The organism is Amycolatopsis melonis (assembly GCF_040064235.1).
GTDB lineage: Bacteria > Actinomycetota > Actinomycetes > Mycobacteriales > Pseudonocardiaceae > Amycolatopsis > Amycolatopsis melonis.
Genome location: NZ_JBDZYD010000004.1, coordinates 485,834 through 506,131, shown reverse-complemented (window position 1 = coordinate 506,131; position 20,298 = coordinate 485,834). Strand labels below are relative to the sequence as shown.

The window sequence follows — 20,298 nt, the reverse complement described above, 5'->3', positions numbered from 1 at the left end:
CAAGGAGATTGTGTGATCGCCACGACCGAAGACGGCCGTTCGCTCGAAGTCACCGTGCGGCACGAGGTGCTGCGCGTCGAGCCATGGGGCACCGACAGCCTGCGCGTGCGCGCCGGGCGGCACCGCGTCCTCGACGACGTCCCGGGCGCGCTGCTGCCCGCGAAGCCGTCGTCCGCCACCGCGGAGGCGGACGGGCGGACCGGCCGCGTGGTCAACGGTGCGCTGACCGCGATCGTCGAGATCGCCGACACCGACACCGGGATCGACGCGCAGCTGAAGTTCGTCCGCACCGACACCGGCGAGGAGCTGCTGTCGGAGCAGCGCGCGCACTTCTGGTGGCCCGGCGCGCGGCTGTTCATGCCCTCCCGCAACGGCTACGGCCGGCTGGAGCAGCGCTTCACCGCCTACGACGACGAGCGCATCTTCGGCCTCGGCCAGCGCACGCACGGCCGGTTCGACCAGAAGGGCCTCGTGCTGGACCTGGTGCAGCGCAACGCCGAGGTGTCGGTGCCGTTCCTGCTGTCCAGCCGCGGCTACGGGTTCCTGTGGAACAGCCCCGCCGTCGGCCGGGTCGAGCTGGCCGCCAACGGCACCCGCTGGGTCGCCGACGACGCCCGCCAGATCGACTACTGGATCACCACCGGCGACGGCCCGCGCGAGATCCTCGGCCACTACGCCGACGCGACCGGCCACGCGCCGATGCTGCCGGAGTGGGCGGCCGGGTTCTGGCAGTCGAAACTGCGCTACCGCAGCCAGGAGGAACTGCTGTCGGTGGCCCGCGAGTACCACGCGCGGGGGCTGCCGCTGTCGGTGATCGTGACGGACTTCTTCCACTGGACGCACCTCGGCGACTGGAAGTTCGACACCGCCGAGTGGCCCGACCCGGCGGGGATGATCCGCGAGCTCGGCGAGCTGGGCGTCAAGCTGATGGTGTCGGTGTGGCCGTCGGTCAACCCGCTGTCGGAGAACTACCGCGAGCTGCACGAGCGGGGCCTGCTGGTCGCGGCCGAGAACGGCGTCCCGTTCCACGCGCCGTGGAAGGACAAGGGCTTCGGCGTCGAGATGCCGGTGGCGTTCTACGACGCGACCAACCCGGCGGCGCGGGAGTTCGTCTGGAGCAAGGTCAAGGAGAACTACTACGACCTCGGCGTGCGCGCGTGGTGGCTGGACGGCGACGAGCCGGAGATCCAGCCGGGTCACCCGCACAACCTCGGCTTCCACACCGGGCCGGGCGCGGAGGTCTTCAACATCTACCCGCAGGCCAACGCGCAGACGTTCCACGACGGCATCCGCGGCGAGGGCGACGACGAGGTGGTGCTGCTGTCGCGCTCGGCGTGGGCGGGCAGCCAGCGCTTCGGCGCGGCGCTGTGGTCCGGTGACGTCGGGGCGACGTGGGAGTCGCTGCGGGCGCAGGTCCGGGCGGGCCTGAACGTCGCGGTCGCCGGCATCCCGTGGTGGACCACCGACATCGGCGGCTTCCACGGCGGCGACCCGGACTCCCCGGAGTACCGGGAGCTGATGGTCCGCTGGTTCCAGTACGGGGTGTTCTGCCCGCTGTTCCGCCTGCACGGCTTCCGCGACCCGCGGCCGGGGTTCGGCCCGGAGATGACCGGCGGCCCGAACGAGGTCTGGTCGTACGGGCCGGAGGCGTACGAGGCGATCACGGAGTCGCTGCGGCTGCGTGAGCGGCTGCGTCCGTACCTGATGGAGCAGATGCGGGTGGCCCACGAGCAGGGCATCCCGCCGATGCGCCCGCTGTTCGTGGACTTCCCCGCCGACGCCACGGCGTGGGACGTGTCGGACGAGTTCCTGCTCGGGCCGGACCTGCTGGTGGCGCCGGTGCTCGAACCGGGCGTCACGGCCCGGCGGGTGTACCTGCCCGCGGGCGCGACGTGGACGGACGCGGTCACCGGGACCCGCCACGAGGGCGGGACCACGGTGGAGGCGGCGGCCCCGGCGGAGCGGATCCCGGTGTTCCTCCGGGACGGGGCCGACCTGCCGATCCGCGCGGAGTAGCTCAGCCCTCGGGGTAGAAGACGAACAGGGTGCAGCCGGTCGTGCTCGCGGGCACGTGCCAGGACCCGGCGGGTGCGTGCAGGAACGTGCCCGCCGGGTACTCCCGTGCGCCGTCGCTGAACGTGCCGGTGAGGACGTAGACCTCCTCCGGGCCGGGCTCGTGGACGTCCCGGCGCGGCCAGGAGGTGCCCGGGTCCATCTCCAGGACGTTGGCGTGCGCGCCGTTCGCGCCGGTCCACAGTGGACGCAGGCGGATGCCGGGGAAGAGTTCGCGGACGGGGGCGTCCTGGACGGCGGCCCAGGTGTAGCCCTCCTGCTCGAGGATCTCGGGGTGCATGGCCCTCACTCTGCCCGCGCGCGCCCGTGCCGGGCCAGTGTCCGGGATGACGTGGTGGGGTACTTTCGTGCCATGCATCGCGTGGTGGCTCTGGTGCGGCCGGTGCAGTCGACGTTCGAGCTGGGCTGCGCGGCGGAGGTGTTCGGCACGCCGCGGGACGGGGTGCCCCGGCACTACGAGTTCGAGGTGTGCGCGGAGACGCCAGGACCGGTCCCGACCACGGCCGGGTACGCGATGGCGGTGTCCCGCGGCCTCTCGGCACTGACGACCGCGGACACGGTGATCATCCCGGGCTGGTCCCCGGTGGAGGCCCCGCTGCCCCCGCGCGTCCGCCGGGCGCTCCTGCGCGCCCACGCCCGCGGCGCGCGGCTGGTGACGATCTGTTCCGGGGTGTTCGCGCTGGCCCGCACGGGCCTGCTGGACGGCCGGTCGGCGACCACCCACTGGGCTCGCGCGGACCAGCTGCGCCGGGAGTTCCCGCAGGTGCAGGTGGAGCCGGACGTGCTGTACGTCGACCACGGCGACGTGGCGACGAGCGCGGGGGCGGGCGCCGGGATCGACCTGTGCCTGCACCTGGTCCGCAAGGACCACGGGCCGGCGTACGCGGCGTTGCTGGCGCGGCACATGGTGATGCCGCCGCATCGCGAAGGCGGTCAGCTGCAGTTCACCCCGCCGCCGGCGGCACCGGACGCCGTGGACGGGCTCCTGACGTGGGCGGCGGAGCGGCTGGACACGCCGTTGTCGGTCGGCGACCTGGCCGCGCACGCCGGCGTCTCGCCGCGGACGTTGGCCCGCCGGTTCGCCGAGCAGCTCGGCACGAGCCCGGGAGCGTGGCTCCTGGCCCGCCGCGTGGCGGCGGCGCGGACGCTGCTGGAGGAGACGGACCTGCCGGTGGAGGCGATCGCCACCCGGGTCGGGCTGGCCTCGGCGGTGAACCTGCGGCGGCGGTTCCGGGCGTTGGTGGGGACGACGCCGGGCGCTTACCGGCGGGCGTTCCGGGTGCCGTGATGCCGGTTGGCCGGTTCGGCCGCAGGCCGGGTTTCGCGGGTGAGCGGGAACCGGCAGCCCCGGTTCCCGCTCCCGGAAGTCAGGCGGACTTGATCGCGGAGATCTCGAACTCCAGCGTGACCTTGTCGCTGACCAGCACGCCGCCGGTCTCCAGGGCGGCGTTCCAGGTGACGCCGAAGTCCTTGCGGTTGATCGTGGTGGAGCCCTCGAAGCCGATCCGGTCGTTGCCGAACGGGTCCTTGGCCGAGCCCTCGAACTCGAACGGGACCGTCACCGGGCGGGTGATCCCCTTGATCGTCAGGTCGCCGGTCACGTCGAAGCTGGTCTCGCCGGTCTGCTTGATCTCGGTCGAGCGGAAGGTGATCTGCGGGAACTCGTCCATCGACAGGAAGTCGTTGCCCTTGAGGTGGGCGTCACGGTCGGCGTTGCGCGTGTCGATGCTGGTGGCCTCGATCGTCACCTCGACGCTCGACTTCTCCGGCGCGTCGCCGTCGATGGTCGCCTTGCCGGTGAACTCGTTGAAGCTGCCGCGCACCTTGGTCACCATGGCGTGCCGGGCGACGAACCCGATCCGCGAGTGGGCGGCGTCCAGGGTGTACTCACCGGTCAGCTGGGGGTAGGTGGTCGCGCTGGTCATGACTGTTCTCTCCTCGTGGTGACATCCCCCAGGTGATTGAGGGTTCAACAAGACTGTACCGCATTTGGCTGGTTGCGCAAGCAAGCTTTCGGTAGACTGCCGGACATGGGTGAGAGAGCCGCGCTGGACGCCGGCGAAGCCGCGTTCTGGCGGCCGCTGATCCGCATCGCCACCGTGCTGCCGCGGGCGCTGGAGGACCAGTTCCTGCCCGAGACCGGCCTCACGATCTCCGACTACGGCGTGCTCGTCGCGCTGTCGGAGGCGCCGGACCACCTGCTGCGCATCTCGGCGCTCGCGGCGACGACCGCGCTCTCGCTCAGCCGGATCAGCCGGGTGGTCGACGACCTGACCCGCCGCGGGCTGGTCGAGAAGCGCCGGTGTGCCGAGGACGGCCGCGCGTCCAACGCCGTGCTGACCGCGGCCGGGCTTGCCAGACTGGAGGCGGCCTACCCGAGCCACCTCGCCCGCGTCCGCGCCGCGGTGTTCGACCACCTGAGCGCCGAGGACATCCGCACGGCCGGGCCGGTGCTGGCCCGGCTGGCCGCGGCACTGGACGCCACTCCCCCGACCGACGACTGCTGAGGACGCCGATGAGCGACAAGGGCGAGTACAAGCGGGACCTCAACTACATCCCCGACCGCATCACCGCGGACGGCCGCGACGGCTGGCCGGTCGAGCCCGGCCGGTACCGGCTGGTCGTCGCCCGCGCGTGCCCGTGGGCCAACCGCGCGGTGATCGTGCGGCGGCTGCTGGGCCTGGAACCGGTGCTGTCGATGGGTATCGCCGGGCCGGTGCACGACGAGCGCAGCTGGAGCTTCCACCTCGACCCCGACGGCCGCGACCCGGTGCTCGGCATCGAGCGGCTGCAGGAGGCGTTCTTCAAGCGCGACCCGGACTACCCGCGCGGCATCACCGTCCCGGCGTTCGTCGACATCCCGACCGGCCAGGTCGTCACCAACGACTTCGCGCAGATGACGCTGGACATGTCCACGGAATGGACGGCTTACCACCGCGAGGGCGCGCCGGAGCTGTACCCGGAGAAGCTGCGGGACGAGATCGACGACGTCGCGCAGAAGGTGTTCACCGACGTCAACAACGCGGTCTACCAGTGCGGGTTCGCGAAGTCGCAGGAAGCCTACGAGCGCGCCTACGCCAAGCTGTTCGCCCGGCTCGACTGGCTGTCGGAGCGGCTGGCGGACCAGCGGTACCTGGTGGGCGACACGATCACCGAAGCCGACATCCGGCTGTTCACCACGCTGGTCCGGTTCGACGCGGTCTACCACGGCCACTTCAAGTGCAACCGGCAGAAGCTCAGCGAGCTGCCGGTGCTGTGGGCGTACACGCGCGATCTGTTCCAGACGCCGGGATTCGGCGACACGATCGACTTCGCGCAGATCAAGGAGCACTACTACGTGGTGCACAAGAACGTGAACCCGACCGGGATCGTGCCGCTGGGCCCGGACCCGTCCGGCTGGCTGACCCCGCACCACCGCGAGCAGCTGGGCGGCCGCCCGTTCGGCGACGGCACCCCGCCGGGCCCGCCCCCGGACGGCGAACGGGTGCCCGCGCTGTCCTGACCCGCTACGGTGACCGCCATGGACCGCCTGCGCGATCACCGGATCCTCGTCACCGGCGCCGGTTCCGGCATCGGCCGGGCCACGACCCAGCGGCTGCTGGCCGAAGGCGCCCGGGTGGTCGCCGCCGACGTGTCTGAAGAGGGCCTGCGCGACTCCCCCGCGTCGAAGACGATCACCATGGACGTGGCGGACGAGGCATCGGTCACGGCGGGCACGGCCGCGGCGATCGACCACCTCGGCGGCTTGGACGTGCTGGTCAACGCGGCCGGCATCCTGCTGGCCGAGCACACGCACAAGACGTCGCTGGAGCTGTGGAACCGCGTGCTGGCGGTGAACCTGACCGGCACGTTCCTGGTGACGCGCGCGGCGTTGCCCGCGTTGCTGGAGAGCGGCAGGGGCGTGGTGGTGAACTTCAGCTCGACGTCGGCCTCGTTCGCCCATCCGTACATGGCGGCGTACTGCGCGAGCAAGGGCGGAATCCAGGCGTTCACGCACGCACTGGCGCTGGAGTACGGCAAGCAGGGCCTGCGCGCGGTGAGCATCGCCCCGGGCAGCATCAAGAGCGGCATCACGGACTCGGCGGCGAGCTGGCTGCCCCAGGAGGTCGACTTCACCCTGTTCGGCCGCCTCCTCCCGATCCTCCCGGCGGACCACACGACCCCGGTCGGCAACGCGGTGGCGGGCCCGGAGGCGGTGGCGGGCGTGGTGGCGATGGTGGCGTCGGAGGACGGAAAGTTCATCACCGGCACGGAAATCCGCGTCGATGGCGGAACGCACACCTGAGACGGCGGAGCACTACCCGATCGTGTAGTCGAACTGCTGTTCGATCGTCGGTAACGTGGGCTTCGTGGACAACACCTTCCTCCAGCAAGCCGACGCGGCGGCGCTCGCCGGCCGCCTCGGTGAGCTGTTCCAGCAGATTCGGTCCTGTGAAACGGCAATCGGCACTCTTCTTGTGGGTGTCGAGCAGCGCGGGGTCATGGAGCTGTTCGGGCACCGGTCCGTTGCCGGGCTCTCCGAGGAGGAGGCCGAAGTCCTGGTGAAACGGGCCCGGCAGCTCGATCCCGACGGCCGGGAACCACCTGCCGGACCGGATGCGCGTTCCCCGGCCGGCAAAGGGCACCTCCAGGGTCTGTATCGAAGCGGGGAACAGCCTGGACTCACCGAGGTCGAGTGAGGGAAGGGGCACAGTGGGGCGGCCTGCTGCGGCGATCCGCCGGGCCGGGGCCAGATGAACCGAAAGGCGCTTTCGGCACATCTGGTGCAGCGAAGGGACCTTTCGTCTCGCCGGATGCGAGGAAAGTCCCTTTCAGACCACCCCCTCGCCACCATCGGACGACTTCGATACGGACCCTAGTCCCCCGCGGAGGCCCGGCGGCGCCGCCGGTCGACGGCGCCGTCGAGCAGCGGCCGCAGTTCCGCGACCACTGTGTCGAGCGGCGCGACGTCCCGGTGGGCGCGGGCCAGGACGATCGCGCCCTCCAGCGTGCTGAGCATCAGCACCGCCAGCGCGGCACTGCGGGCCGGGGGCACGCCGAGCTGTTCGAGGGTGGCCGCGACCGGGCGCTGCCAGCCGTCGAAGGCCTTGCCGACCGCTTCCCGAAGGGTGTCGCTGGTGGCCGCGGTGTCGGCGACCGTGGCGACCAGCGGGCATCCGGCGTCGAAGCCCTGTGCCGTGAACTCGTCGCGCCACTGGGCGGCCATGGCCGCGAAGAGGCTGCCGGGGGTGGGATCGGCCAGCCGCTCCGCGATGCGCGCGACCCGCCGGGCCGCGTAGTCCCCGGCCCACGCGACGGCTTCGGCGATCAGCTGGTCCTTACCGCCCGGGAAGTAGTGCTGCAGGGAGCCCCGCGGTGCTTCGGCGTGGGCGACCACGTCCCGCATGCCGGTCGCCCCGACGCCGTGGATCCGCAGCAGCTGCGCGGCGCTGAGCACCATCCGCTCGCGCGGTGTCCTCGTCATCGGCTGCCTCCTTCATGACGTCCGTCATGGTAGCCCGGTCCGGCACGACCAGCGCGAAGTCCCGCTCGCCGCGTTCGTAGGACGGCACCGGCCGGAACCCCTGCCGCAGCAGCAGCGCTTCCGCACCGATGTTCCCGGCCTGCACGGTCGCGCGCACGGTCCAGCCGCGCCACCGGCCGGACGCCCACAGCCACCGGCTCAGCGCACTGCCGACGCCCCGCCGCTGCCACGGGTCGGCGACCAGGATCCCGGCCTCGGCCTGCCCCGGCGTCTCCGAGACGAAATTGAGCAGACCGGCTGGAACGCCGTCCCAGGTCGCCAGCAGCGCCACACCGCATGGTGGCCCGGCGAGCAGGAAGCGCTGGTAGCGCCGGAAAACCTCGGGCGGTTCGGCGGGCCCGCCCATCAGGAACCGGCGCCGGAGGCTCGCCGGTGAGCAGGCCGCGACGAGCGCGGCGATCCGGTCCCGGTCGCCGTCGCCCAGTTCCCGGACCTCTATGACAGCGGTCATAGTCCCAGGAGAGCACAGCAGACACGAGTGCGCATTATGACCGTCGTCATAACGCGGCCGCACGGTTCGGCCGCGCGGCGCGCGGGTACGTTGCCGTGGCCGCGATCCCCCACCGCGAAAGGCGTTCCGATGCAGCTCTACGCCGAACGGCCGATCCGCCGTACCGCCCAGCTCGTCAGCGATCTGCTCGCCCTGCTGCTGGTCGTCTTCGCGGTGTGGCTGGCGACGTCGGTCTACGACGAGGTCATGAAGCTGCGGGCTCCCGGCGACGGGCTCGTCGACGCGGGCACCGGGCTGCGCGGCACGTTCGACTCCGCGGCGAACTCCGCCGACGGCATCCCGCTGATCGGGGACGCGCTCGCCAAGGCGCTGCACGGCGGGTCGGCCGTCGGCACCAAGCTCACCGACGCCGGGCGGTGGCAGATCGAAGCGGTCGAAAGCCTCGCGTGGTGGATGGCGGCCATCATCGTCGTGCTGCCGGTGCTGACGCTGGTGGTCACCTGGCTGCCGCTGCGCTGGCACTTCACCCGCCGCGCCACCGCGGCCGCCCGGCTGCGTGCCCTCGGCGACGAAGGACTGGACCTGCTCGCGCTGCGCGCGCTGGCCACGCAACCGTTGCGGCGCCTGGCTTCGGCGGGCGAGGTCGCCACCGGCTGGCGGCAGCGCGACCGGGAGGTCATCGAGAAGCTGGCCGGGCACGAACTCGCCCGCAACGGCCTGCTGGCGTGACGCCTCAGCGCGGTCCCTGGCGCCGTCCCACCGACCGCCCGACGAAGTAGCCGATGACGAGCCCGGCGACCAGGCCGATCGCGATGAAGAAGATGACGGTGGCCGCGGCGATCTTGCCGACCGTGCCGAGGAAGCCCTTGGCTTCGAATTCCTGGACCGTGGCCAGCGTCTGGGCGAGCGCGTAGTGCGTCATGATCTCCAGCGTGGCACCGGCGGCCGCGGAGCGCACCTCACGACGGCCGCCGGTTACTTCGCCGGCGGGTTGACCGCCGCCGCGACGTCGGCGATCGTGTCCGCGTCGACCAGGCCGGTGTCCTCCAGGACCGTCATGTGGTCGAGCACCGTCTGGTTCGCCTGCGTCGCGTGCCGCCGGATGACGTCGTTCTGCGTGCCCGCGCGCACCTCCGCGATGGTCGCGAAGATCTTGCCGTGCGAGGCGCGCAGCAGGTTCGCGAACAGCTTGTCGAACTCCAGTCCCTGCGCCGCGGTGAGCTGCCGGACCCAGCCCTGCTGCTCGGCGGTGGCCTGGTCCGGCAGGGTCACGCCGAGGATCCTCGCGTCCTCGCGGACGAGCTGGTCGAGGTGGGAGTGCCCGTCCAGCAGGTGCAGCCCCGCCCGCTTGACCTGCTCGCTGCTCGCGTGGGTCTGGGCGAGGTTGCCCGCGGGGATCTCCCACAGCCCGGCCTGGCGGACCTTGACCAGGAACGTCTTGTCCAGCTCGGTGACCGGCCCGGCGCCGGCGACGTTCCCCGCGACCTCGGCGGCCGGCCTGCCCGCCATGCCCGGCATGGCGTGCCCGTAGGCCGGGACCTGCGCCTGCGTCTGGGCCTGCGCGGGCTGGTCGGCACTGGCCCGCAGCACCATGACCGAGCCCGCGCCGACGACGGCGAGCGTGGCCACGACGACCAGCATGGTCCGGGCCCTGACCTGGGCCGTCATGCCCCGGTGATCCGGCATCGTTCCTCCTTCTGGCGACAGCTGTCTCCCCGGGTACACGGACCGCGTCGCGCAGTGGTTCACCGGATGGCGAAGAATTTCTCTTGTCTGCCAACAGCTTCAGAAAGTCCAAACAGGACACAAGGAAAGCCGGCCGCACACCACGGGCGGGGCCTGAAGTCACCATCTTGACCGACGCTCTTGCGGTTGGCAAGTATTGCGTCATGCAAAGCGTCGAAGACACCGACCCGGAGGTCGCGGCCCTGGACGGCCTGACCATGGTCCTGGTCGGGATCGCGTGGGAGTGCGCGCACGCGGCACCGCCGGAGGTGTCGTTCCCGCAGACGCGCCTGCTGCTCATCCTGCACCGCCTCGGCCGGGTGCCCAGCTCGCGGCTGGCGGCGGCGATGGGCGTCAACGCGTCGACGGTGACCCGGCTGGCCGACCGCCTGCAGGCCCTCGGCTACGTCGCGCGCGGCCGCGACCCGCGCAACCGCAGCGTGGTCACCCTGGAGGTCACCGACGCCGGGCTGGAGCTGGTGACGCAGCTGCTCGACCGGCGGCACGCGGCACTCGGCGCGCTGCTGGACCGGCTGCCGCCCGCCCAGCGGAAGGCCGCGGCCACGGCGGCCCGCCGGCTGGTGCACGCGGCCGCCACCGTGCCCGCGCCGGCCCCGGCGCCGCTGTGAGTGCCATCCTGGACGGCATGACGACCCGGTGGACGTGCCCGCGCTGCGACCGCGAGTTCGCGCGCGCCGGCCAGGGCCACACCTGCGTGCCGGGCTGCACGGTGGACGAGACGTTCGCCGGGAAGCCGCCGTGGCAGCGGGAGATCTACGACGCCGTCCTCGCGCACCTGCGTGACCTCGGCGACGTCCACGAGGACGCGGTCAAGGTCGGGGTGTTCCTCAAGCGGGACCGCAAGCTGGCCGAGCTGCGGCCGCGGTCCCGGGACGTCCTGGTGTACCTGTGGCTGCCGCACGCGACCGAAACGGCCCGCATCGCCCCGGCGAACTGGGCGAGCGGGCCGCGGGTCGGGCACCGGCTGAGCCTGCGGTCGGTGTCCGATGTGGACGACGAGGTCCGTGGCTGGCTGACGATGGCGTTCGACGTTTCCTGAAGTCAGGAACCGGCGGGCCCCGTCCAGCCCTCGGGCACGTGTCCGATGCGGACCCGCTGCGGGTGGTCGCCCACCGGCACCGAGACGCGCTTCTGGCCGGTGGCGAAGTCGATCGCCGTCACCCGGTCGGCGCCCGCCTCCGAGATCACGCAGGCGCTGCCGTCGCCGCTGACCGTGGCCCAGTACGGCTTGACCGCAGGCACCAGCGGGCCCTGCTGCAGGGTCGCGCGGTCGACGACCGTGGCGTAGTCGTCCATCGTCCCGGCGATGCAGAGCTTGTCCCCGGCCGGGTTCATCGACATGCCGTGGTGACGGGAGTCGTTGACGAACGTCTTGCGGTCGTCGCTGGTGGCCGGGTTCTTCGGCAGTTCCTTGACGCGCGTGATGCGGTCGGCCGCGACGTCGTACTCCAGGAAGCCGTTGAAGAACGACACCTGGAAGTACAGTTTGGACTCGTCCGGGGTGAACGCGACCGGCCGCACGGCGTCCGAGAGATCCTTGCGCCCGAAGGCGTCGAGCCGGTCGCGCATGTCGATCACCTTGACCTGGCGGAAGGTCGTGGCGTCGACGACGGTGATGTGCCGGTCCCCCTTGGTGAAGTCCCAGCCCGGGTCGTCGAGGTCGGTGTTGACCTCGCCGATCGACATGTTCCACAGGTACCGGCCGCCGTCGGTGAACACGTTCTCGTGCGGCTTGTCCCCGGTGGCGAAGGAGCCGACCTGCTGCCCGGTGACGATGTCCAGCACGTGCACGGTGTTGGCGGTCGAGGCGGACACCGCGACACGGCGCCCGTCCGGCGAGACCGCCATGTGGTCGGAGCGGAAGCCCGACACCGGGAAGCGCCAGTTGATCCGGCCGGTGGCCAGGCTGATCGAGACGACGTCGGCGAAGCTCGGCCGCGACGCCACCACCGAACCGCCGTCCGGCGTGGTGTACATGTCGTCGACGAACTGGTCGTGTCCCTCGCCGGGGCCGTTGCGGATGCCGAGGAAGAACGCGAGCTTGACCGGGTTGAGGTAGATCTCGGCCAGCCGCTGGTCCTTGTCCGGGATGATGTTCACCCGCCCGATGCGGGTGAAGGAGCCACGGGACTCGATGACGTCCGCCGTGCCTTCCCAGTTGTTGCCGACGAACATCACCTCCCGCAGGGCCGCGGGGGCACCGGTCGCCGGCACCGCGGCGCCGGTCGTCACCAGCGCGGTGACCGAAACCAGGTACGCCAGCCGCGAGAGGTAGGACCGCCGCCGGGTCGGGGAAATGCGCACGGGAAACACCTTTCGGCACTGAAGAGGTGTGGTGACAGCCTGGCAGGGGTTACTGTCCGGTAGAGCCACGATAACCGGACACCGGAGCCGATCCGGTAGGGCCGCTCGCCCAACGTCGCGGGCGCGGGGTTGTGGCCGTGCCACAACGGGGTGAGGAGGTGCGGTGCGGGCGTCGCCGTTGATCCGGCAGGTGCTCGACGCGATGGCCGCGGACGAGACCGTGCTGGACGAGCTGGTCAGGGCCGCGCGCAGCCAGTCACCGGAGGTCGCGCGGCTGCCGGAGGCGGAGAACCGGCGGCACGTCCAGTTCCTGCTGACCGCGGCGCTGCGGGCCACGGCGAACCCGGACACCGCCGACTACACCACCGCCGAAGCCCTCGGCGCCGACCGCGCCGCACAGGGTGTCCCGCTCACCGACCTGCTGCGCGGGGTCCAGGCGGGCCGCACGGTCGCCGCGCGCGTCGCCGTCGAGCGGGCGCGGGCCGCGGGCATCCCCGACGACGTCATCCTCGAAACGGTCCTGGACGCCGAGCGCTACACCGGCGCGCTGGAACGCCACATCGTCAAGGGGTACCACGCGGCGGAGCTGCAGCTGTCGCGGACGCTCCGCGACGCGCGGACCCAGCTGCTGCGCACCCTGCTGCTGGCCGGCGACGAGCCGGCGCCCGAAGAGCTGCGGCAGGCAGGACTGCACCCCGGCGCGCGGTATTCGTGCGTGGTGTCCGACGTCAGCGACCCGGCGCGGGCACGCACGCTGGAGCAGGCGCTGCTGGAGTTCGGCGGGGTGTACGGCCTGGTGGAAGGCAGGCTCACCGGCCTGGCGGCCCGCCCACCCGCCGGCGTCCCGCTCGCCGAAGGGGCCCTGCTGGTCGTCGCGCCTCCAGCGCCCCTGACCGGGCTGCGTGAGGTGCACCGGCTCTGCACGGCGGCGGCCCGCATCGCGGGGCCGGGCTGCCACGACCTCACCGGGCTGGCGGGCGAGATCGCGCTGGCGGCCCAGCCACTGCTGGGCAACCTCCTGGCGGCGGATTTGCTGGGCGCACTCGACCCGGCCAACGGCTTCCACCGCGAGCTGGCCGCAACGGCACTGACCTACCTCGACCACGGCGGCCGCCTGCGCCCCACGGCCGAGACTCTGCACCTGCACCCGAACACGGTCCGCTACCGCCTCGACCGGCTGGCTGAGCTGACCCCGCTGCCGCTGGGAGAGAACGGCACCGGCCGGGTCTTGGATTCCATGCGGTCGTGGTGGGCCCTGCACCACTGGCTCGGCGAGCGCTGACCCCCGCTGCCGCTGGGAAAGAACGGGTTCTCGACTCCATGCGATCGTGGTGGGCCCTGCACCACTGGCTCGGCGAGTGCTAACCCTGCTGCCACTGGGAGAGAGCGGCACCGGCCGGGTCCTCGCGGGTTCGCCGTACCACCGGGAAAGCGCCCCAATGTGGCCTTCGGTGCGCTCAACGCAACCAAGGCGGGGTGGATTCAAGTGGTGGTTGCAACATGCTCTGTTTTGGACAGTAACATGTTCAGTTTTTCCTTGGGGCTGAGCCAGTTCAGGGTTTTGCGGGGGCGGTCGTTGAGCTGGGCGGCGACGGTGGCGAGGTGCTCGGGGTTGTGGACCGACAGGTCGGTGCCTTTGGGGAAATACTGACGGAGCAGTCCGTTGGTGTTCTCGTTGGACCCGCGCTGCCAGGGCGAGTGCGGGTCAGCGAAGAAGATCGCCAGATCGGTGGCCAGGGTGATCTCGGCATGCCGGGCCATCTCGGTGCCCCGATCCCAGGTCAGCGACCGTTTCAGCTGTTCAGGCAGGGTGTGAATGGCATGGATCATCGCGTCCCGCACCGCCACCGCGTCGTGCCCGTCGGGCAGGTGCAGCAGCAGGCAGAACCGGCTGGTCCGCTCCACCAGCGTCCCGATCGCCGAGCCGTTGGCCGCTCCCAGGATCAGGTCACCCTCCCAATGGCCGGGTACCGCCCGGTCCGCGGCCTCGGCGGGCCGGTCGCTGATGGCGACCGGATCCGGGATCCGGGACCGGCGAGCCTGGGTCTGCCGCCGGGGTGTGCGCAGCGCCCGCCCCGTGCGCAGGCACGCCGCCAGCTCACGGCGCAGCGCACCGCGGGACTGCACGTAGATGGCCTGATAGATCGTCTCGTGTGACACCTGCATCTCCGGCTGGTCGGGAAACTGCAGCTTCAGCCTGGCCGAGATCTGCTCCGGCGACCACAACCGGTCCAGCCCGGCCTGCACATACTCCCGCAACCCAGGGTTACCGCCCTCCTCGGCCAGCTTCGCAGTCTTGGGCCGTCGAGCCCGTTCCCGCGCCGCGGCCTCGGCCCGATGCGCCCGATACCGCTCCCGGCCCCCGTTGCGGCTGATCTCCCGGCTGACCGTCGACGGCGGCCGGCCCAGCCGAGCCGCGATCTGCCCGACCCGCTCGTCCCGGGCCAGACCCAGTGAGATCTCCTCCCGCTCCGCCAGCGACAGATAGCGATTCCCCAGCTCACCCGGCGCGTTACCGACCACCCCGCCAGCCTCGGCGAACCACCGCTGGCCCGTCCGATGCGACACACCCACCGCCCACGAGGCAGGCGCCACAGCCCGCCCCGCCCGCACCTGCTCCCAAAACCGCACCCGCACCACCCGCGGCAACCCCACCCGACCAGCCACAACACCCTCCAACCACCCAGTGTTGCAACCACCCCATGAACCCAAGCGGCCTTCGGTGCGCTCAACGCACCCAAGGCCACCTTGGGGCGTTTGGGCCGGTCCCTCAACTGCCGGTGAACCGGATCTCCCCATCCCCCGCACCGAGGAATTCCAGCAGCTGCGCCCCTTCCGCCTCGATCTCCGCCCGCTCGCCCGCGGTCAACCGCGCATGGGGTGTCACCACGAGACCTTCAGGCAGCAGCCGCCAGTCCGCGCGGTAGAAGCCGTCCACCAGGAGCGTTCCGCGCGATGCCCCGTTTCCCGGGGGCAACGGGACGCGGCGGCCCGGCGGCAGCACCCGGGACCGGTCGGCGTGGCCCAGCAGGACGTTGTCGTACTCCGGCAGGAACCGCGCCGGTGCCGGGGTTTCCGGGTCCGGGAGCAAGCCGTCCTCGACGTCGTAAAGCAGCTCGCCCGACTCCGTGCGGAACGTCCGGAGCCCCATCGGCTCGATCACTTCGCGCAGCTTCGTCAAGCCCGACCACGCCTGGACGTCGGCGATCGACGCCGGGCCGAACGCACGCAGGTAGCGCCGCACGACGTCCTCGAGCGACGGCGCCGAAGCCAGGGGACTCCCCAGCCAGCCTTCCAACGTCGTCAGCGTCGCCGGGCCGGTCGAACCCCACACCCCGCGCGGGGTCGTCTGCGCCGTCGGTACCAGGTAGCTGACCGCGTACGACAGCGCTTCGGCGTCCTGGTCCGGCCAGCGGGCCGCCAGCTCGTCCTGCAGCTGACGGCGGGTGCGGGGGCGCTGCGCCAGCAGGTCGCGGCCGAAGCCGGCCACCGCGTCGAGGTCGGCGGTGCCGATGCGGCGGCCGAAGTGCCCGGTGTAGCCGTTGGCCACCACGCGCTGGACCAGCGGACGCAGGATCCGCGCGTCCTCGGCGAGGACCAGGTGGACCGTCCCGCGCATCAGCAGCCCGCGCACCGCTTCACGGCCGGACATCAGGGCGGCCAGCTCCGGCTGCCGGAACCCGGAGATCCGCGTCCACAGCCCGACGTACGGCGCGAGCGGCGCCTGCGCCTGCATCCCGACGAGGTGGCCGAGCATCGCCGCGGCAGGCACCTCCGCGCGGGCGAGGAGGTGCTGCCGGGCGAGCAGGGCCCGGTTGAGTGCCCGGACGTTCACGGCCGCAGCTTACGGAAGAACTCGCGGATGTCGGTCACGAGCAGCCCGGGCTCCTCCAGCGCCGGGAAGTGGCCGCCTTCGGCGAACTCCGACCAGTGCTCGATCTTCCCCTCCGGGTCCATGATCCGGCGGACCATCGGCGAGGTGTTGAACACCGCCCAGCCCGACGGCACGTCCGACGGCGCCAGCCAGCCGTGGGCCGCGTGCGCGGCCTCGTACAGGAACCGGGCCGCCGACGCGCCGCTGCGGGTGAACCAGTAGAGGCTCACGTTCGTCAGCAGCCGGTCGCGGTCGACCCCGCCCGCCGGATTGGTCCACGCCTCGAACTTCTCGGCGATCCACGCCAGCTGGCCCGCCGGCGAATCGGTCAGCGCGGCCGCGATCGTCTCCGGCTTGTGCGACTGGAGGTCGAGGTAGCCGCGGCCCGCCCGCCACACCTCGCGGGCACTGTCCAGTTCGGACTGCTCGGCCGCGGACAGGCCGTCCGGCAGGGGCAGCTGCTCCCCCGCCAGCGCGATCATGCCGCGGTCGCTGACGACGTGGGTGCCGACGACCCGGTCCGGGTACAGCGCGGCGAGCCGCCCGGCGACGCCCGCGCCGATGTCGCCGCCGTGGGCGGCGAACCGGTCGTACCCGAGCCGCGTCATCAGCTCGGCGAACGCGTCCGTCGTGCGCGCCAGCTCCCAGCCGGGTCCGCTCAGCGGCGTCGAGAACCCGAAGCCGGGCACCGACGGGACGACGACGTGGAAGGCGTCCGGGCCCGGCTCGGTCAGCGGGCCGAGGACGTCGGAGAACTCGGCGAACGAGCTGGGATACCCGTGCGTGAGCAGCAGCGGCACGGCGTCCGCCTGCGGCGACCGGACGTGCAGGAAGTGGATCGTCTGGCCGTCGATCACGGTCGTGAACTGCGGGAACGCGTTGAGCGCCGCTTCCTGCGCCCGCCAGTCGAACCCGTCGCGCCAGTGGGCGGCCAGCTCGCGGACGGCGTCGGTGGGCATGCCGCGCGACCAGTCCGGCTCGTCGCCCGGCACGGGGTCGGCGAACCGGGCCGAGTCCAGGCGCCGGTGCAGGTCGTCCAGGTCGGCCTGGGGGATCTCGATGCGGAAGGGGCGGATTTCGTTCGTCATGACAGGCACGCTACGAGCCATTGCGGAAGACTTTCTTCCGCGATTCGTGAGAACCTCGAGACCATGTTGCAGACCTCCGCCCGCCTGCTGCGGCTGCTGTCCCTGCTCGAAACGCGGCGCGACTGGACCGGCGCCGACCTCGCCGACCGGCTCGGGGTGAGCGCGCGGACCGTCCGCACCGACATCGGCAAGCTGCGCGAACTCGGCTATCCGGTCGAGGCCGCCCCCGGTGTCCAGGGCGGCTACCGGCTCGGCGCGGGCGCGCAGCTCCCGCCGCTGCTGCTGGAGGACGACGAAGCGGTCGCCGTCGCCGTCGGGCTGCGGACGGCCGCCGGGGTCGCCGGCATCGGCGAGACGTCGGTGCGGGCACTCGCCAAGCTGGAACAGGTGCTGCCGTCGCGGCTGCGGCACCGGGTGCGGGCCCTGCAGGCCGCGACGGTCGCGGTGCCCGGCGCCGGCCCGGCCGTCGACCCGGACGTGCTGACCGCGATCGCCGCGGCCATCCGGGCGAGCGAGCGGCTGCGCTTCGACTACACCAGCCACGAACGCACGCCCAGCCGCCGCGACGTCGAGCCGCACCGGCTGGTGAGCTGGGGACGGCGCTGGTACCTCGTGGCGTGGGACACCGCGCGCGAGGACTGGCGCACCTTCCGCGTCGACCGGATGACGCCGAAGGTGCCCAACGGCCCGCGGTTCACCCCGCGCGAGCCGCCGGAGGGTGACGTCGCGCAGTTCGTGCAGCGCAGCACGGGCGCGGCGACCTGGCGGTTCCACGCGCGGGTCCGGCTGCACGCCCCGGTGGAGCACGTGCGCGCCCGGCTGCCGGTTGCGGTGGACGTGACGCCGGAGGGGCCGGACCGATGCGTGGCGGAGGTCGGCTCGGACAGCGCGGCGATGCTCGGGCTGTACCTCGGCCTGCTCGAAGTCGACTTCGAGGTGCTCGACGCGCCGGAACTGGCCGCGGAGCTGGCGAAGACCGGCGAGCGGTTCCTGCGGGCGGCCAAGAGCAAGCCGTGAAGTGTCGGCTCCGGCTCGCCGGGGAACCCGGGAGCCGACAGGAAGGAGCGGACGTGGTCAGTGTGCAGGCGAAGATCAGGATGGCCCTGCTGCGGGCGTCGGGGCAGAAACGGTTCTACGACAACGCTTCCGCCCTGCACCACCGGCTTCCCCGGCACCAGAAGCCGTCGATGGCGCGGCCGCCGCGGCGCCTGCGGCGGCGGTGCGACGTCGAGCAGCACGACGTGCGCGGGTTCCCGTGCTTCACCTTCCGCCCGCGCGACGGCCGGACCGGCGACCTGCACGTCTTCCACCTGCACGGCGGCGGCTACGTCGAGCAGGTCGAAAAGCACCACTGGCAGTACGCCGCAGACCTGGTCGCGCGGCTCGGCTGCGCGGTGACGCTGCCGGTGTACCCGCTGGTGCCGCACCACGACCACACGGCGACCATCCCGATGGTCCAGGCGGCCTACGACGAGGTCGCCGCGACCGGCGAGCGCGTGGTCGTCACCGGGGACTCCGCGGGCGGGGCACTGGCCCTGGCCATCGCCCAGGACCTGCGCTCGGCCGGGCGGCCGCAGCCCGAACGGCTCGTGCTGTACTCGCCGTGGCTGGACGTCCAGCTGGCGGACCCGGTGTCGGAGCTGCTCGACGAGACCGACCCGATGCTCGGCATCGCCGGGCTGCGCGAGGCGGGCCGGATGTACGCCGAGGGCACCGACCCGCGCGACCCGCGGGTCAGCCCGATCCACGCCGACCTGACCGGGCTGGCGCCGATCACGCTGTTCATCGGCACGCGGGACGTCCTGCTGCCCGACGCCCGCCGCTTCGCCGCGCGGGCCGCGGAAGCGGGCGTCGAGCTGGACTACCGGGAGTACCCCGGCATGTTCCACAACTGGCTCATGCAGGCGATCCCGGAGGGGCGCGAGGCGATGAACCACGTCGAGCGGCTTCTGCGGCGTCCCCCGGTCGGCGCCCGGACCTGACTCAGAACCCGTTGCGCGCCAGGTCGCGGAAGCAGTCCCAGGCCCGGCTGACCAGTGCCGGGTGCGTCCGCAGGTCGATTGCCGTGCGGGCCAGCGCCGCCGCCGACGCCAGCATCGCCGCCCGGCCCCGCGGGCTCGCCGCCGCGGCCGCGAACTCCGGGGTGTGGTCGGACTGCTCCTCCGCGGTGATCGCCACGAACGGGTGGATCGCCGGGACCCGGATGCTGACGTCGCCGATGTCCGAGGACCCCAGGTACACCCCCGGCGACGGCGGGGTCGCGTGGATGCCGCACGCGGCCAGGTGCTCGGTGAACCGCTCCGACAGCACCGGATTGTCGCGGAAGTGCGCGTACCCGCGGCCGAGGCGTTCGACGTCCACCTTCGCGCCGGTCGCCAGCGCGGCCCCCTCGGCGCACGTCGCGACGTCCTCGGCGAGGCGGTCCAGGGCCTCGGTGGTCAGCGCTCGCAGGCCGAACCGGCCTTCCGCGCGGTCCGGGACGATGTTCGTCGCCTCGCCGCCGTGGGTGATGATGCCCTGGACGTGCGATCCCTGTGGCAGGCGCTGGCGCAGTGCCGAGATCGCGCCGAACGCCTGGATCAGCGCGGCGAGCGCGTCGATGCCGCGCTCGGGGTCGCCGGTCGGGTGCGCCGCGCGGCCGTGGAAGGTCACCTTCAGCTCCACCTGCGCGGTCAGCGGCGCCCACGACCACGAGTGGGCACCGGGATGGATCATCAGGGCGGCGTCGACGTCGTCGAACACGCCGGCCTCGGCCAGCGCGACCTTGCCGCCGCCGCGTTCCTCGGCCGGGGTGCCCACCGCGAGCACCGATCCCGGGCTGTCCCCCAGCACGTCCTTGACCGCCAGCGCGGCGCCGAGCCCGGCCGCGGCGATCAGGTTGTGCCCGCAGGCGTGCCCGAGCCCGGGCAGCGCGTCGTACTCCAGCAGCAGCGCCACGCACGGGCGGCCGGTGCCTGCCCGCGCGACGAACGCCGTCGGCAGCCCGGCGACGCCGGTCTCCACCTCGAACCCGTCCGCGGCCAGCTCCCCGGTCAGCCGGTCCGCGGCGAAATGCTCCTCATAGGACAGTTCCGGGCGCTCGTGCAGTGCCGTGGCGACGGCCCACAGCCGCTCACCCAGATCGCGGACCCGTTCGTCCGCCCGCTCGTGCAGCTCTTCGTGCCACTCCATGCCCACCGGAATACCCCCCTCACCCAGTGTCACACCACCGGGTGTTTCGCGCGCGCCCGCCGTGGTT

General features: G+C 72.3%; 23 protein-coding genes. 12 read left to right on the top strand and 11 right to left on the bottom strand.

Translation table 11 applies throughout. From position 1 onward, the window contains the following. Positions 1–12: 12 nt before the first annotated feature. Positions 13–2,016, top strand: a complete 2,004-nt coding sequence (locus tag ABJI51_RS13300; protein WP_348950597.1) for a glycoside hydrolase family 31 protein — start codon at positions 13–15, stop codon at positions 2,014–2,016. Between the two features lies 1 nt (position 2,017). On the opposite strand, the gene ABJI51_RS13295 is transcribed toward ABJI51_RS13300, so the two are convergent. Next, entirely contained in the window at positions 2,018–2,353 is a 336-nt protein-coding gene (locus tag ABJI51_RS13295; protein ID WP_348950595.1) for a cupin domain-containing protein, read from the bottom strand. 72 nt (positions 2,354–2,425) lie between these two features. Between ABJI51_RS13295 and ABJI51_RS13290 the strand changes: the two genes are divergently transcribed. Further along, entirely contained in the window at positions 2,426–3,361 is a 936-nt protein-coding gene (locus tag ABJI51_RS13290; RefSeq protein ID WP_348950593.1) for a GlxA family transcriptional regulator, read from the top strand. Positions 3,362–3,440: 79 nt separating this feature from the next. Here ABJI51_RS13290 and ABJI51_RS13285 read toward each other — a convergent pair whose 3' ends face one another. Continuing rightward, entirely contained in the window at positions 3,441–3,998 is a 558-nt protein-coding gene (locus tag ABJI51_RS13285) for a YceI family protein (RefSeq protein WP_348950591.1), read from the bottom strand. A 105-nt stretch (positions 3,999–4,103) separates the two neighbouring features. Between ABJI51_RS13285 and ABJI51_RS13280 the strand changes: the two genes are divergently transcribed. From ABJI51_RS13280 to ABJI51_RS13265, 4 genes are all read left to right on the top strand, one after another. After that, positions 4,104–4,580 carry a MarR family winged helix-turn-helix transcriptional regulator gene (locus ABJI51_RS13280; protein WP_348950589.1) on the top strand — a complete coding sequence of 159 codons (477 nt, stop codon included), beginning with the start codon at positions 4,104–4,106 and terminating at the stop codon, positions 4,578–4,580. Positions 4,581–4,588: 8 nt separating this feature from the next. Continuing rightward, complete coding sequence (locus ABJI51_RS13275; protein ID WP_348950587.1) at positions 4,589–5,575, top strand: glutathione S-transferase family protein; 987 nt, start codon at positions 4,589–4,591, stop codon at positions 5,573–5,575. Between the two features lie 18 nt (positions 5,576–5,593). After that, positions 5,594–6,358: an SDR family NAD(P)-dependent oxidoreductase gene (locus ABJI51_RS13270; RefSeq protein ID WP_348950585.1), complete on the top strand. Its 765-nt coding sequence runs from the start codon at positions 5,594–5,596 to the stop codon at positions 6,356–6,358. Between the two features lie 64 nt (positions 6,359–6,422). Next, positions 6,423–6,752, top strand: coding sequence for a hypothetical protein (locus tag ABJI51_RS13265; RefSeq protein WP_348950583.1), 330 nt, complete (start codon positions 6,423–6,425; stop codon positions 6,750–6,752). A gap of 176 nt (positions 6,753–6,928) precedes the next feature. Here the strand turns inward: ABJI51_RS13265 and ABJI51_RS13260 are convergent, their stop codons facing one another. After that, positions 6,929–7,459, bottom strand: a complete 531-nt coding sequence (locus ABJI51_RS13260) for an LmrA/YxaF family transcription factor (protein WP_431605603.1) — start codon at positions 7,457–7,459, stop codon at positions 6,929–6,931. Then, entirely contained in the window at positions 7,392–8,048 is a 657-nt protein-coding gene (locus ABJI51_RS13255) for a GNAT family N-acetyltransferase (RefSeq protein ID WP_348950581.1), read from the bottom strand. Before ABJI51_RS13255 ends, ABJI51_RS13260 begins: the two co-directional genes overlap by 68 nt. 129 nt (positions 8,049–8,177) lie before the next feature. On the opposite strand from ABJI51_RS13255, the gene ABJI51_RS13250 reads away from it, so the two are divergent. Continuing rightward, entirely contained in the window at positions 8,178–8,777 is a 600-nt protein-coding gene (locus ABJI51_RS13250; protein WP_348950579.1) for a hypothetical protein, read from the top strand. A 4-nt stretch (positions 8,778–8,781) separates the two neighbouring features. Here the strand turns inward: ABJI51_RS13250 and ABJI51_RS13245 are convergent, their stop codons facing one another. Together ABJI51_RS13245 and ABJI51_RS13240 are read right to left on the bottom strand one after the other, a co-directional pair. After that, positions 8,782–8,970, bottom strand: a complete 189-nt coding sequence (locus tag ABJI51_RS13245; RefSeq protein WP_348950577.1) for a hypothetical protein — start codon at positions 8,968–8,970, stop codon at positions 8,782–8,784. Positions 8,971–9,023: 53 nt separating this feature from the next. Beyond that, positions 9,024–9,734 (bottom strand): DUF4142 domain-containing protein, encoded by a 711-nt coding sequence (locus ABJI51_RS13240; protein WP_348950575.1) that lies wholly within the window; start codon positions 9,732–9,734, stop codon positions 9,024–9,026. Between the two features lie 203 nt (positions 9,735–9,937). Between ABJI51_RS13240 and ABJI51_RS13235 the strand changes: the two genes are divergently transcribed. Both ABJI51_RS13235 and ABJI51_RS13230 read left to right on the top strand, forming a co-directional pair. Beyond that, positions 9,938–10,402, top strand: coding sequence for a MarR family winged helix-turn-helix transcriptional regulator (locus tag ABJI51_RS13235; RefSeq protein WP_348950573.1), 465 nt, complete (start codon positions 9,938–9,940; stop codon positions 10,400–10,402). A 17-nt stretch (positions 10,403–10,419) separates the two neighbouring features. After that, on the top strand, positions 10,420–10,833 hold the full coding sequence (locus tag ABJI51_RS13230; protein WP_348950571.1) for a DUF5655 domain-containing protein: 414 nt from the start codon (positions 10,420–10,422) through the stop codon (positions 10,831–10,833). Positions 10,834–10,835: 2 nt separating this feature from the next. Here the strand turns inward: ABJI51_RS13230 and ABJI51_RS13225 are convergent, their stop codons facing one another. Then, positions 10,836–12,098, bottom strand: a complete 1,263-nt coding sequence (locus ABJI51_RS13225) for a YncE family protein (protein ID WP_348950569.1) — start codon at positions 12,096–12,098, stop codon at positions 10,836–10,838. Positions 12,099–12,261: 163 nt separating this feature from the next. On the opposite strand from ABJI51_RS13225, the gene ABJI51_RS13220 reads away from it, so the two are divergent. Beyond that, entirely contained in the window at positions 12,262–13,380 is a 1,119-nt protein-coding gene (locus ABJI51_RS13220; RefSeq protein WP_348950567.1) for a helix-turn-helix domain-containing protein, read from the top strand. A 200-nt stretch (positions 13,381–13,580) separates the two neighbouring features. Here the strand turns inward: ABJI51_RS13220 and ABJI51_RS13215 are convergent, their stop codons facing one another. The 3 genes from ABJI51_RS13215 to ABJI51_RS13205 form a co-directional block, all read right to left on the bottom strand. Then, on the bottom strand, positions 13,581–14,765 hold the full coding sequence (locus tag ABJI51_RS13215) for an IS30 family transposase (RefSeq protein WP_431605602.1): 1,185 nt from the start codon (positions 14,763–14,765) through the stop codon (positions 13,581–13,583). 103 nt (positions 14,766–14,868) lie between these two features. Next, positions 14,869–15,933, bottom strand: a complete 1,065-nt coding sequence (locus ABJI51_RS13210) for a winged helix DNA-binding domain-containing protein (protein WP_348950563.1) — start codon at positions 15,931–15,933, stop codon at positions 14,869–14,871. Further along, positions 15,930–17,060 (bottom strand): epoxide hydrolase family protein, encoded by a 1,131-nt coding sequence (locus tag ABJI51_RS13205; RefSeq protein ID WP_348950561.1) that lies wholly within the window; start codon positions 17,058–17,060, stop codon positions 15,930–15,932. The genes ABJI51_RS13210 and ABJI51_RS13205 overlap by 4 nt, the downstream gene beginning before the upstream one ends. Positions 17,061–17,123: 63 nt before the next feature. On the opposite strand from ABJI51_RS13205, the gene ABJI51_RS13200 reads away from it, so the two are divergent. Continuing rightward, entirely contained in the window at positions 17,124–18,077 is a 954-nt protein-coding gene (locus ABJI51_RS13200) for a helix-turn-helix transcriptional regulator (protein ID WP_348950559.1), read from the top strand. 53 nt (positions 18,078–18,130) lie between these two features. Next, on the top strand, positions 18,131–19,042 hold the full coding sequence (locus ABJI51_RS13195; RefSeq protein WP_348950558.1) for an alpha/beta hydrolase: 912 nt from the start codon (positions 18,131–18,133) through the stop codon (positions 19,040–19,042). Position 19,043: 1 nt separating this feature from the next. Here ABJI51_RS13195 and ABJI51_RS13190 read toward each other — a convergent pair whose 3' ends face one another. Beyond that, positions 19,044–20,231: an amidohydrolase gene (locus ABJI51_RS13190; RefSeq protein WP_348950557.1), complete on the bottom strand. Its 1,188-nt coding sequence runs from the start codon at positions 20,229–20,231 to the stop codon at positions 19,044–19,046. Positions 20,232–20,298 lie beyond the last annotated feature (67 nt).